Source organism: Amycolatopsis sp. NPDC003676 (genome assembly GCF_053587275.1).
The window spans coordinates 11938-24683 of sequence record NZ_JBSFNS010000028.1 but is presented as its reverse complement, the minus strand read 5'-3'; the positions used below and the strand labels follow the sequence as shown (position 1 = coordinate 24683).

14 protein-coding genes are annotated in these 12746 nt (G+C 68.8%); 4 read left to right on the top strand and 10 right to left on the bottom strand.

The features are described 5' to 3' along the window. Positions 1–296 precede the first annotated feature (296 nt). Positions 297–629, top strand: a complete 333-nt coding sequence (locus ACWDNU_RS18760) for a VOC family protein (protein WP_370936088.1) — start codon at positions 297–299, stop codon at positions 627–629. 257 nt (positions 630–886) lie between these two features. After that, a complete protein-coding gene (locus ACWDNU_RS18755; protein WP_449669787.1) occupies positions 887–1753 on the top strand; it encodes an alpha/beta fold hydrolase in 867 nt (288 codons plus the stop codon). A gap of 28 nt (positions 1754–1781) precedes the next feature. Here ACWDNU_RS18755 and ACWDNU_RS18750 read toward each other — a convergent pair whose 3' ends face one another. After that, positions 1782–2657: an oxidoreductase gene (locus ACWDNU_RS18750; protein ID WP_449669786.1), complete on the bottom strand. Its 876-nt coding sequence runs from the start codon at positions 2655–2657 to the stop codon at positions 1782–1784. A 61-nt stretch (positions 2658–2718) separates the two neighbouring features. Between ACWDNU_RS18750 and ACWDNU_RS18745 the strand changes: the two genes are divergently transcribed. Both ACWDNU_RS18745 and ACWDNU_RS18740 read left to right on the top strand, forming a co-directional pair. After that, positions 2719–3315, top strand: coding sequence for a TetR/AcrR family transcriptional regulator (locus ACWDNU_RS18745; protein WP_370936085.1), 597 nt, complete (start codon positions 2719–2721; stop codon positions 3313–3315). A gap of 52 nt (positions 3316–3367) precedes the next feature. Then, positions 3368–3973 (top strand): TetR/AcrR family transcriptional regulator, encoded by a 606-nt coding sequence (locus tag ACWDNU_RS18740; protein WP_449669785.1) that lies wholly within the window; start codon positions 3368–3370, stop codon positions 3971–3973. Here ACWDNU_RS18740 and ACWDNU_RS18735 read toward each other — a convergent pair whose 3' ends face one another. The 9 genes from ACWDNU_RS18735 to ACWDNU_RS18695 form a co-directional block, all read right to left on the bottom strand. After that, entirely contained in the window at positions 3974–5644 is a 1671-nt protein-coding gene (locus tag ACWDNU_RS18735; RefSeq protein ID WP_449669784.1) for an AMP-binding protein, read from the bottom strand. After that, a complete protein-coding gene (locus ACWDNU_RS18730) occupies positions 5644–6819 on the bottom strand; it encodes a lipid-transfer protein (RefSeq protein ID WP_449669783.1) in 1176 nt (391 codons plus the stop codon). Before ACWDNU_RS18730 ends, ACWDNU_RS18735 begins: the two co-directional genes overlap by 1 nt. Further along, positions 6816–7199 carry an acyl dehydratase gene (locus tag ACWDNU_RS18725; protein ID WP_449669782.1) on the bottom strand — a complete coding sequence of 128 codons (384 nt, stop codon included), beginning with the start codon at positions 7197–7199 and terminating at the stop codon, positions 6816–6818. The genes ACWDNU_RS18730 and ACWDNU_RS18725 overlap by 4 nt, the downstream gene beginning before the upstream one ends. Then, a complete protein-coding gene (locus tag ACWDNU_RS18720) occupies positions 7196–7621 on the bottom strand; it encodes a Zn-ribbon domain-containing OB-fold protein (protein WP_449669781.1) in 426 nt (141 codons plus the stop codon). Before ACWDNU_RS18720 ends, ACWDNU_RS18725 begins: the two co-directional genes overlap by 4 nt. Further along, positions 7621–8169 carry an FAS1-like dehydratase domain-containing protein gene (locus ACWDNU_RS18715; protein WP_449669780.1) on the bottom strand — a complete coding sequence of 183 codons (549 nt, stop codon included), beginning with the start codon at positions 8167–8169 and terminating at the stop codon, positions 7621–7623. Before ACWDNU_RS18715 ends, ACWDNU_RS18720 begins: the two co-directional genes overlap by 1 nt. Before the next feature lie 131 nt (positions 8170–8300). Then, on the bottom strand, positions 8301–9917 hold the full coding sequence (locus ACWDNU_RS18710; RefSeq protein WP_449669779.1) for a class I adenylate-forming enzyme family protein: 1617 nt from the start codon (positions 9915–9917) through the stop codon (positions 8301–8303). A 19-nt stretch (positions 9918–9936) separates the two neighbouring features. Continuing rightward, a complete protein-coding gene (locus tag ACWDNU_RS18705; protein WP_449669778.1) occupies positions 9937–10758 on the bottom strand; it encodes an SDR family NAD(P)-dependent oxidoreductase in 822 nt (273 codons plus the stop codon). A 1-nt stretch (position 10759) separates the two neighbouring features. Then, entirely contained in the window at positions 10760–11881 is a 1122-nt protein-coding gene (locus tag ACWDNU_RS18700; protein WP_449669777.1) for a steroid 3-ketoacyl-CoA thiolase, read from the bottom strand. Then, positions 11881–12744, bottom strand: coding sequence for a MaoC/PaaZ C-terminal domain-containing protein (locus ACWDNU_RS18695; RefSeq protein ID WP_449669776.1), 864 nt, complete (start codon positions 12742–12744; stop codon positions 11881–11883). Before ACWDNU_RS18695 ends, ACWDNU_RS18700 begins: the two co-directional genes overlap by 1 nt. Between the last annotated feature and the right edge of the window lie 2 nt (positions 12745–12746).

Sequence of the window (12746 nt, the reverse complement as noted above, 5' to 3'; positions counted from 1 at the left end):
CGACACAGGAGTCCTCCTAGTCCCTGCCGCCCGACACGGCGACCGGCGTATTCCAGGCCGCGCACAAAGACAAGGGAAAACCGCCGGAGAAACAGAAGATGAACGCTCTCGCCGGGCCGAGGCACAGATTTCCGTACCGGGAAGGAAACCGTTTTCAGACGCAGCGGACGCAATTCGCCTGATTCGTTCATCGGGACGGATACCCGGCGGACGCCCGGCAGAGTGCTTGCACCTTGCCAGCACTTGTGGTCCACTGAAAGTGCTTGCAGATCGAAACCACCACGAATGGACCGGTCATGATCCGTCGAGTGCTCGCCCAGTGCACCGTCTCCGACCTCGCGCGGGCCGAGGCTTGGTACGCGGCCCTGTTCGACCGCGCCCCGGACGCCCGCCCGATGCCCGGCCTGCTCGAATGGCACCTCGGCGACACTTTCGGACTGCAGGTGTGGTCCGAACCCGACCGAGCCGGACGGTCGACAGTCGTCCTGGAGGAAACAGACCTCGACGCGGCCGCCGCCCACGCGACAACGGCCGGAGCGCCCCACGACGGCCCGCAACCTGGTGGCGGCGCGCGCATCCTGCCGCTCACCGATCCGGACGGGAACCGCGTGGTTTTCACCGGGAAGTGAGCCAGGCAGGCGATTCCCGCTGCGATTTCTCAGCAGCGCCGAGGTTCTCTCCTGCCGATGGACCCGGCGCGCGTTGCCGAGGTCCGTGAAGGACTCCTCGAGGGAACCTAATTCCTTCAAGGAGCCCTTCACGGACCTTGGCCGGGAGCGCACCCGCCGGGAAAGCCGCGCCGGAGACCGGTTGACCGACGGGCCCGCACCGGCCTAGTCTCGCGATTAGAGCGATCACTCTAGTCGCGAGATCCGAGGGAGGTCCGATGCCGCGCGTGGAACTGTCCGCCGGGCCGATCGACTACGACGACACCGGCGGGACCGGTCCGGCGCTGGTCTTCGGGCACGGGTTTCCGATGTCCGGCACGCAGTGGCGCAAGGTCGTCCCGCTGCTGACCGGCTACCGCTGCGTCCTGCCGACTCTGCCGCTCGGCGCCCACCGCGCGCCGATGCGGCCCGGCGCTGATCTCACGCAGTTCGGCGTCGCCCGGCTGCTCGGCGAATTCCTCGACGCGCTCGACCTCCACGACGCGACGATCGTGCTCAACGACTGGGGCGGCGGCCAATTCCTCGTCGCCGACGGGATGGCGCCGGCCGAGCACGTCGCCCGGGTAGGACGGCTCGCGCTCGTCGCCTGCGAGGCCTTCGACAACTTCCCGCCCAAGCCCGCGCGCCCGGCCGTCAAGCTGCTCCGGCTCCCCGGCGGGCCGTGGCTGCACGCCCAAGCCACCCGGACGTCGTTCTACCGGCACGCCAAATCCGCGTACGGCGGGATGTGCGAAAGCCGCATCCCGGACGACATCCTCGACGACTGGTTCACTCCGGCGTTGCAGGACAAGGACATCCGCCGGGATCTGGTCAAATTCGCCACCGGAACCCCGCCGCGGCACGAACTGCTCGCGTGGACCGAACGGCTGCGGACGTTCGACCGGCCGGTCCTGGTCGTCTGGGCGGGCAAGGACCGGATGATGCCCGCCGACCACGGGCGACGGCTCGCTGACCTGTTCCCGGACAGCCGGTTGGTCGAGATCCCCGACAGCGGCACGCTGATTCCCGAGGACCAGCCGGAGCGACTGGCCAAGGAGCTGACCGCATTCCTCACCGAAACCGAAACCGGAGCCGCGCCAGCCTGAAACCCGTGCCGCAACCCGAAAACAAACCTCAGGCCGAAACTGTCAACGGAAAACGCACTCCAGTCAGCTCCTCCGACACCGTCCACAAGCGACGCGCCGCCTCCTCGTCCCGAGCTTTCGCCGACCGCCCAACCAGTTTCGGCGCACCGCGGTTCTGCAAGAAACCACGCGGACCCGCGAAGCTGTTGCCAGGAACATCCGCCAACGCCGCGTAAAGCGCAGGCCGCGCTCCTTCCTCCGAAGTCTGCGCCACCAGCCGGACACCAGCCTTAGCCAGCGACGACAACACTGGCGTCTCAACCTTCAACAGGTTCGTCGCCGCCGTCCCAGGATGCGCCGCCATCGCCAGCACCGGCGAACCGACTTCGGTCAGCCGCCGCTGAAGCTCGGCAGTGAACAGCAGGTTCGCGAGCTTCGACTGCCCATACGCCGCCACCGCCCGGTACCTCCGGCGTTCCCAGTTCAGGTCGGCGAAATCGATAGAACCGACCCGGTGCCCGTTCGACGAAACCGTCACCACCCGGCCCCGGATCCGCGGCAGAAGCAGGTTCGTGAGCGCGAAATGGCCGAGATGGTTGGTCCCGAACTGCGATTCGAACCCGTCCGCGGTGCGCGACAGCGGCGGGATCATGATGCCCGCGTTGTTGATCAGCAGGTCGATCGGCTCGGCGAACTCCGCGGCGAACGCGCGGACCGACGCCAGGTCGGCGAGGTCCAGCTGCCGGACTTCGACGTCGCCGGGCAGTTCCGAAGCAGCCTCGCGGCCGCTGCGCAGGTTGCGCACCGCGAGCACCACCCGCGCGCCCTTGGCTGCAAGCGCCGCGGCTGTCGCGCGGCCTAATCCGCTGTTCGCACCGGTGATCACGGCGGTGCGGCCGGTCTGGTTTTCCGCGAGAACGTCCATGCCCCCAAAGTAGGCACCGGCAACAATGTTGTCAACGGAAACATGCTGCTAGACTGACCGGGTGCCCGACCAGTCCGACGACCGTCCCTATCACCACGGCAGCCTCCGCACCGCCTTGCTGGACGCGGCCGAACGCGGGTTGCGCGCGCACGGAGCCGATCAGCTGTCGCTGCGCGACCTCGCCAGGGAGATCGGCGTCAGCCACGCCGCGCCGCGCCGGCATTTTCCGGATCGGCAGGCCTTGCTCGACGCTCTCGCGGAAGCCGGATTCGCGCGGCTGGACAACGCGTTGCGCTCCGCACTGAAGACCGCAGACGACTTTCCGGGGCGCGTGCACGCGGCGGCCACGGCGTACACCCGCTTCGCCACCGAGAACTCCGCGCTGCTGGAACTGATGTACACCAGCAAGCATCGCCCCGGCGCATCGCGGATCGTGCAGGCCGCCGAGGCGCCGTTCGGGCTGATGAACGACCTGATCGTCGAGGGCCAGGAGCAAGGCGCCCTGCAGGACGGGCCGCCGCAGCGGATCGGAGTCGTGTTGTTCGCGACGCTGCAAGGAATCGCGACCCTCGGCAACGGCGACCTCGTTCCGCCGGAATTGCTCGACGGACTCGTCGACACCGCCGTCGAACAGTTCCTGCGCGGCGCTCGTCCATAACAAAACCGGTCGGCCAAGCGAATGCGGCGCCCGATTGGATACCGTGGGCAGCATGGCTGACCAACGACCGCTCGGCTTGCGAGAACGCAAGAAGCTCGATACGCGCAAAGCGCTGAGCGACGCCGCTGTGGCGCTGATGTACGAGAGAGGTCCAGACAACGTTGTCCGCGAGGACATCGCGGAGCGCGCCGGGGTGTCGCTGCGGACCTTCAGCAACTACTTCGCCACGAAATACGACGCGGTCGCCTACCGGCAAGAGCACCGGATCCGGCGCAGCGCACAGCTATTGCGGGAGCGACCGGCGCACGAACCGCTGTGGACCGCGCTCGCCGAAGCGCTCATCGAACCGTTGCGCGCCGACGGAGTCCCGTACGGCCAGCCGGCATCCGACCAGCTCAGCGCGGTGCAAGCGTGGAGCGCGACGCCGGAAATGCGCACCGCGCTGGCCCGGGTCGAGACCGGCGATCTGGTCCGGGCGATCGCCGAACGCACCGGGACGCGGGTCGGCGAACTGTACCCGCAACTGGTGTCCGACATCGCGATCGCGGCGATGACCACCGTGCTGAACCGGTTCCTGGACGAGAGTCTGGAGAAGACAGTGCCGACGACGCTGCGGGAGGCGTTCGCCTCGATTTCCCTCGGCCTCCCGCCGCGATAGTCAGCGCCGCGACGCCGCGGGCAGCGAGTTTTCCCTGCCGTGCGCGCGAAATTCCGCCCGCAGTGCATCTCGATCCGCTGCGGTGAGCGGCCGGTACGGGCTGGTCCGGCTCGGCGCGTACCAGACCCGGTCGTCCTCCCAGCCCTGCGCGCGCAACGGCGCTTTGTCGATCTTGCCGCTGCCGGTGACCGGGGCCTCGTCGATGATCCGCACGAACGTGGGTCGCCATTTCGTACCGAGATCCGGTTGCGCGGCAAGGAATTCGTCGAAGTCTTCCGGATCGAACACGGTATCCTCGGCGAGAATGACCGACGTCATCAGCAGGTCTCCGGTCTTCGGATCGGGCACGCCGTAGCAGTGCGCCACCGCGAACGCCGGGTAGCGGCCCAGAATCCGTTCGACCGGGGCGGTGCCGAAGTTCTCGCCGTCGACGCGGAGCCAGTCCGCCGCCCGGCCGGCGAAGTACAGGTAGCCGTCGCGGTCACGGTAGCCGAGGTCGCCGGTCCAGAAGTCCTCGCCGCCGAATTTCAGCCGTTCGGCCATCGCGGCGGGATGCTTGTAGTAGCCCTCGAAGGTTTTCCCGCGGCCGACCGCGACGATCTCGCCGGTCGCTTCCTCGGCGTTCAGCAGCAGCCCGTTCTCGTCGAACTCCGCGAGCGGGCATTCCCGGTTGTCCTGGTCGCGGATTTCCGCGCGCATTCCGGGCGCGGGGCGCCCCAGCGCGTTCGGTGGCGCGTCCGGTTCCGGCACGATGCGAAGCCCGCCTTCGCTGGAACCGTAGCCTTCCCGTACTTCGCACCCGAATCGACGGCGGAATTCGGCGGATTCGCCCGGCGCGGCTTCGGAGCCGAAGGCGACCTCCAGCCGGTTGTCGGCGTCGGTCGGCTGCTCCGGCTGCGCGACGACGTAGCTGAGCACGCGGCCGACGTAGTTGAAGTAGGTCACGCCGTGCGCGCGGAGGTCCGGGATGAACTGCGACGCGGAGAACTTCCGGACCAGCACGATCGTCGCGCCGACCTTCGCCGCCGCCGCGAGGTTCATCATGATCGCGTGGCCGTGAAACATCGGCAGGCACAGGTAGGTGACCGAATCGCGGTGCAGCGAGACGCGTTCGGCCAGCGCGTCGGTCAACCGGCCGAGGCGGCCGTTGCCGCAGATCACCGCCTTCGGCGTGCCGGTGGAGCCGGAGCTGAACAGCAGCAGGAAGATCGCCGCTGGGTCCGGCAGCGACGCGGGCAGGTCCGCGTCGGCGTGCGCGGCCAGCAGGTCCTGGTACTCCGCTGACTCCACGTCGAGGACGCGCCGGACAGTCGGCAACTCCAGGCGCGCGACCTCCTCGCCGTACAGCGGTTCGGTGACCAGCACGTCGACGTCCGTGTGGCTGATGTCCGCCGCCAGCTCCGCGCCCCGCCGGGTGGAATTGATGCCGACTAGGACGTCGCCGGTCACCGCGGCGGCGAGGATCCAGAACACGAAATCCGGCAGGTTCTGCAGCAGCACCCCGACGTGCCGCTGCGTCCGGCCAGGCCCCGGCTCGAAGGTGCGCAGCAGCGAAGCCCGCACCGCCGCCTCGCGGACGACCTCGTCCCACGTCCAGCTTCGGCCCTCGAACCGCAGCCCGTCGTGCGTGTCCCCGCGCCGGGACCGGACGACTTCCGCGAACGTCTCCATCAGCGGTCCGCCGCGAGCACGATCGCGGAATGCGGCACCGGAGACCCGCCAGTCACGAGCACGTGCTCCACCGATTTCGCGGGCTGATTGACCGAGCTGCCGCGAATCAGCCGGACGCCCTCGGCGATCCCGTTGACCCCGTGGATATACCCCTCCCCCAACTGACCGCCGTGCGTGTTGACCGGCAGCCGTCCGTCGAGTTCGAGCGCGCCGCTGGCGATGAAGTCCTTCGCTACGCCGCGGCCGCAAAATCCGTATTCCTCCAGCTGCAGCAACACCATCGGCGTGAAAGCGTCGTACAGAATCGCGGCGTCGATGCCTTCCGGACCCACGCCCGATTGCGCCCACAACTGCTCGGCGACCAGCTGCACCTCGGGCATTTCGTCGATGTCCTCCCGGTAATAGCTGCTCATCGAAATCTGTTGCGGCCCAACGCCTTGCGCCGCCCCGGCGATCACCGCGGGCGGATGCGGGAGATCACGCGCCCGTTCCGCGCTCACGATCACCAGCGCTTGCCCGCCATCGCTTTCCTGACAGCAGTCGAGCAATCGCAACGGATCCGCGATCATCCGCGACGACTGATGATCTTCAAGCGTGATCGGCCGTTCGTGGAACCAAGCCTTCGGATTCACTGCCGCGTGTTTGCGCGAGAGCACCGAAACGCGGCCGAAGTCCTCGCTCGTCGCTCCGTATTTGTGCATGTACCGCCGCGCCAGAAAGGCCTCCTGCTGCGCGGGAGTGAGCAGGCCGTACGGATTGATCCAGTTCCGGTATTCCTGATCGGTATTCGCGGTGTAGGCGAACGGCGGCGGACCAGCCCCGAACCGGTGCCCGGAGCGTTCGTTGAACGCCCGGTACACCACGACGACGTCCGCGACCCCGGAGCTGACCGCGAGCGCGGCCTGCTGCACCGGTGCGCACGCCCCGCCGCCGCCGTGCGGGATGCGGCTGAAGAACTTCAGCTGCGGAATCCCCAACGCGCGGGCGACCGCGATCTCCGGGTTGGTTTCCATGGTGAACAGAGCGAATCCGTCGACTTCCTCGACCGGGATCTGCGCGTCGGCGAGCGCCGCGAGGACGCATTCGCAAGCGAGTTGCCATTCGCTGCGGCCGGAATTCTTGCTGAACTCGGTCGCGCCGATCCCGGCGATCGCCGCCTGCCTCGCGAAACTCATGCTGCCACCGTCACTCGCGCCGACACGTGCACGCCGCGTTCATGACTTCCGGTGACCTTGATCGTCGTCGCGTCCTGAGCCACCTCGATGACCTCGCCGACGAAAGTGAGCGTGTCACCGGGAAACAGCGGCAGCCCGAGCCGCAGCGAGACTTTGCGGATCCGGGTCGCCGGGCCGCGGACGTCGGTGACGTAGCGGTCGATGAACCCGTTGGTGGCGTTGATGCTGATGAAGACGTCCGGCATCCCGCGTTCGGCCGCCTTGCCCGGATCGTGGTGCACGTCCTCGAAATCCTGCGACGCGATCGCGGTCGCGACGATCGTGGTGCGGTCGAACGGGATCGCCAGCTCCGGCAGCCGGTCCCCAAGCGCCAGGGTCATCGGGTGTGCTCCTTCGGGTCTCGCGGCCACAGCTGTGGGAGGATCTCGCCGTGCGCGTGCTCGCTGAAGCCCACCTGCAGCGGCAGGTCCACTTCCAGCTGGTCGTGGTCGACTCCGGCGATGTCCGCGATCAGCCGGACGCCTTCCTCCAGATCGGCGAGGCCGACGGCGAGCGGGTAATCGAACGCGGGGTCCTTCGGGTGGTACAGCACCGTCCAGCTGTGCAATACCGCGCGCCCGCTGGCGACGACCGTGTCCCACGCGAAGCTCCGGCACACCGGACACGCCGGGCCGGGCGGATGCCGGAGGGTCTCGCAGTCGGCACAGCGCTGGATCTCCAGCCGTCCCTCGCGGGCGGCGGCGAAGAAGAACTGGTTGTCCTGGGTGATCGTGAGCCGCGGGACCGCGGTGTGCTCCCCCATCACGCGCTCCGCTCGGCCGGGCGGAACCGCAGGATGCGGAAGCGTTCGTCGACCAGCAGCTCGCCCGCTTCGTCCACATAGTGCTTGCGCAGCGTGACGAAATGCCCGTAGCCGAGCGCGGTGCGCTTGGCCTCCGAGACGGCTTCGATGGTGAAATGGCAGGTCACGTGCGTGCCCGGGGTGATCTCGCGGACGTACTCCTGCTCGACGTCGGTGGCCACCACCGAGGTGTAGCCGGCCGCGTCGAGCACGCTCATCAGCCGCGAGTACGCGAAATCCTCCACCGCGCCCTCGCGGCGCAGCTCCTGGATCTCGCGGTAGCGCCGGTAGCCGGCCATGACCCAGGTCGAGCACATCGCGGGCGGCGCGATCACGCCGGGGCGGCCGGTCGCCTTCGCCGCGGCGTCGTCGACGTACACCGGGTTGCGGTCGTCGACCGCCTCGACCCAGTTGCGGATCATCGCCTCGTTCACCGCGTACCGGGCCACCCGCGGCGGCTCGGCCTGCTGGCCGGTGAACTCGGCGAAGTCCGTCCGGAGACCGGTCATCACCCCTCCTTGAGCAAGCGTTTGGCAGGACGTTAGGAGCGCGCGGGAGGGCGGGCAAGCGAGAGTCCCGGTGGGCGGACGGGTCGTGAGTGGCGATGCCGGTTCTAACCGGCATAGCCACTCACGAGGCCCTACTCCCACCGCACCAGCCGCCGGACCACCTTCCCGGTCGCGTTGCGCGGCAACGGATCCCGGGTCAAGAACCAGGCCGTCGGGACCTTGTACCGGGCCAACCGGTCAGCGAGATAGCCGCGCAGGCCGTCAGCGTCCACTTCGGACTCAGCGCGAAGCACGACCTTCGCCGCGACGATCTGACCGTAATCCGGATCCGGCAGACCCGCGACAATGCACTCGGCGACACCGGGATGCCCGGCGAGCTGTTCTTCCACCTCCGCCGGGTAGATGTTCTCCGCCCCGCGCAGGATCAGGTCGCTGCGTCTGCTCAGCACAGTCAGCGCACCGTTGCGCAGCTGGCCGAGATCACCGGTGCGGAACCAGCCGTCCTCGGTGAACGCTGCTGCCGTCGCTGCCGGGTCGTTGAAATAGCCGAGCATCACCTGCGGGCCGCGAAGGTGGATCTCACCGTCAGTGCCGTCCGGGACCGGGCGGCCTTCGGTGTCGCGGATCTGCACTTCCATGTTCGGCACGGGACGGCCCGCCGTGTCCGGGTCGGCGAGAAGTTCGGCGGGAGTCGCGAGGGTGGCCGCGGTGGACGATTCGGTGAGGCCGTAGTTGGTGCTCAGCGAAGAGGCCGCGCCGGGCAGCGCGTCCCGTAGCTGGTCTTTCAGCTCGGCGGTCGACGGCGCGCTGCTGACCGAGACTGTCTTGAGCGTGCTTAGGTCGTAGCCGGACAGATCGGCTTCGACCAGGCGCGAGAGCATCGTCGGGACGGCACCCCAGTTGGTGATCCGTTCGGTCTGCACGAGGTCCAGCACCCGGTGAATGTCGAATTTCCCTTGGTACAGCACGGCAGTGTCGCCCACGGCGAGCCGTACGACGGCGAGGTTGTGCAGGGCGGCGATGTGGAACAGCGGCGTGGCCAGCAGAAACCGGCGGTCCCGCGCCGGACGGCCGAATTCCGCCGCGAGCGCGTCGTTGAACAGGTGGAACCAGACCGCGGCGAGGACGTTGCGGTGCGAATGCGTCGCGCCCTTCGGATGCCCGGAAGTGCCGCTGGTGAAGAGGATGACGGCCGGGTCGTCCTCTTCGACCGGCTCCGGTTTCAGCGCGGCGCCTTCGTGGCGGCCGAGGAGTTCCCGGTACTGCGGGCTGCCGAGTTCCAGCACCGGATATCCGTCCGCGACCAGCGGTTTCCGGGCCGCGTCGGTCAGCACGACCTTCGGCGTGGTCAGGTCGAGGCCGTGCGCGACCTCCGGCGCGGCCCACATCGAGTTCATCCCGACCGCGATCGCACCGAGCGACACCGCCGCCCAGAATCCGACTATCCACTCCGGACAGTTCGCCGCGCACAACGCGACCCGGTCCCCGCGGCCAACGCCGAATTCGGTCCGCAGCACCGCGGCCAGCGCGGAAACCTGTTCATAGTGCTGGGAAAAGGTGAGCCGACTGTCCACCGTGACCAGATACTCGCGGTCGCCGAACTCGCGCGAAGCCTCCAGCAATTCGGTCAGGCTCCGATGCCGCCGCGCGAACACCCGCGCCGGACGGCCCGCCACCGGTTCCGGCCGGATCTCGAACTCCGCGCCCGGCGCGGTCAGCCGCGCGACGATGTCGTCCCGATCAGTCATCGGTCGCCTCCCGTAGTGATCATCGGATCGTCAACTGCCCGCCGTCGACGTTCCAGCACTGCCCGGTCACCCAGCCCGCCTCGGCACTGGCCAGGAACACCGCGGCCGCCGCGATGTCGGCCGGCTCGCCTGCCCGGCGCAACGGCACCTGCGCGCGAACGTACTCGGCCCACGAATCCGGGTCCACGTCATCCAGTCTGCTCGTGCCGACGACGCCGGGGCACAGCGCGTTCACCCGGATCCCGTGCTGGCCCAGCTCTTTGGCGGTCGAAGCAGTCAGCGACTGCAACGCGGCCTTCGACGCGGAATAGGCCGCCGATCCGGCCCCGGACAGCTTCCCGCCGATCGACGAGATGTTCACGAACACCCCGCCGTCGCCTTGCTCGACCAGGTGCCGGCCGAACGCGCGGGTCATCAGGAACGGCCCGCGCAGGTTGACCTCGATGACCCGGTCCCAGGTCTCGACGTCGAGGTCCAGCACCGGAACGCGATCCGGTCCGCGCGCGGCCGCGGCGTTGTTGACGACGATGTCCACGCGGCCGAACGCGTCGAGGACGGTGGCTAGCAGACGGTCAACCTGCGTTGGGTCGGCTACGTCGCTCACCACCGGCAACGCCTGGCCGCCGAGCTGACGGATCTCGTCGGCCACGGACTGGATGTCCTGCCAGCCCGCCGCCTGCTCTTCGGGCGGGAATCGGTCGGGCGCGCGGCCGCTGCCAGTCACCACGACCGCGCACCCGGCCCGTGCCAGCTCGACCGCGATGGACCGGCCGATCGACCGCATCCGGCCCGCCCCGGTCACCGCCGCGACCTTGCCGTCGAAACCGCTCAGCGGATACATCTCAGAGCCGCTCCACAATCGCTGCCGTCGCCTGTGCTCCGCCAGCGCAGATCGCCACCAGGCCAAGCGTTTGGTCCCGGCGTTCCAGCTCGTCCACGATCTCCGCCAGCAGCCGGATCCCGGTCGCGCCGACCGGATGACCGATCGCGATGGCGCCGCCGTTGACGTTCAGCCGGTCCTCGTCGACGCCGAGCGTCCGGGCGAACGACAGCGGCACCGACGCGAATGCCTCGTTGACCTCGAACAGATCGATGTCCGCCACGGTCATTCCGGCCCGGCCCAGGACGCGTTCGGCGGCACGGATCGGTCCGTCCAGCAGGTACTTCGGCTCGGCGCCGACGATCGTCTGCGCGACCAGCCGCGCGCGCGGGCGCAGTCCGAAGGTCTGGTCGGCGTCGACCAGCAATGCGGCAGAAGCGCCGTCTGAGATCTGAGACGCCGTGCCTGCGGTGTGCAGGCCTTCTTCCTTGATCGGGGCCAGCCCGGCTAGTGCTTCGGTACTGGTGTCGCGCAGGCCTTGGTCGCGGTCGAACACGCCGTCGTCGAGCGGGACCGGCAGGATCGACCGGCCGAATCGGCCCTCGTCCCAGGCGCGGCGGGCACGTTGCTGGGAGCGGAGGCCGAACGCGTCCAGGTCCGCGCGGGTGAGCCCGCGCCGGGCAGCGATCCGGTCAGCGGCCTCGTACTGGGCAGGGAGGTCGACCTTCCAGGACTCCGGCCGCGGACGGCCCGCGTCGCCGAGGTTGCTCAGCAGCGGCACCCGGCTCATCGACTCGACCCCGCACGCCATGCCGACGTCCACCAGCCCGGCCGCGATCTGCGCGGCGATGAGGTGCACGGCCTGTTGCGCGGAGCCGCATTGCGCGTCGATGGTGGTGGTCGCGGTCTCGTCCGGGAGCCCGGCGTGCAGCCAGGCGAAGCGGCCGACGTTGTTCGACTGCTCCCCGGCCTGCGTGACGCATCCGGCGACGACATCGGTGACCAGCGCGGGGTCGATGCCAGTGCGTTCGAGGATTCCGCGCTGCACGTGGCCGAGGAGTTCGACCGCGTGGATCCCGGACAGTGCGCCGCGGCGCTTTCCGAACGGGGTCCGGATCGCGTCCACGATGACCGGAGTGCCCATCACGCACCTCCTGAAGTCGTGCGGGCCCAGGCGTCGGTGAGGACTGCCGCGTCGTCGCGTTCGGGGCAGGTCACGCGTAAGGCCAGCTCATTTTCTTGTTGCCACACCGAAATCCTCAGCGTCTCGCCGGGGATTACCGGCCCTGCGAAGCGTGCTCCGAGTTCACGGAGCCTCGACGGATGGCCGTCGAGGAAGTGGTCGACGACGGCTTTGGCGACCAGGCCGTAGGACGCTAGTCCGTGCAGGATCGGCGCTTTGAAGCCCGCTGCCGCGGCGAACTCCGGGTCTGCGTGGAGCGGGTTGAGGTCGCCGTTCAACCGGTAGAGCAGGGCCTGGTCGGCGGTAGTGGCGACGTCCAGCACGTGTGCCGGATCGCCTTCCGGCTTCTTCGGCCCAGGAGCGGTGCCTTGGTCGCCGCCGAAACCGCCCTCGCCGCGAGCCCAGATGGACATTTTCGAGGTCCACAGTGGACCATCGGCGTCCGCGACCTCGTGGGCCAGCACGATGACCGCGGCCCGGCCCTTGTCCTGGATTTCCGCGATCCGCGTGGTTCGTTCCGCCGAGCCGGACGTCGGCAACCGGTCGCGGTGGAGCGTGACGACCTGTCCGGCGTGCAGCAGCCTCTTGAGATCGACGTCCACGCCGGGCAGCGCCAAGCCTTCCGCAGGACTGTCTCCGGAAGAAATGCCTTGTCCGGCAACGAGAGCGAAGGTCGGGAGGACTTCCAGGTCGCGTTCGTAGCCGTACCGGAGCGTGGTGCCGGAGCCAAGGGAAAGGTGGTACAGCAGCACGTCCCTGGTGGTCCAGGTGAGCTGCTGGGTGCGCGGCGGGGCGTTGAGCGCCTTGTCGAGATCGATGGGCACGT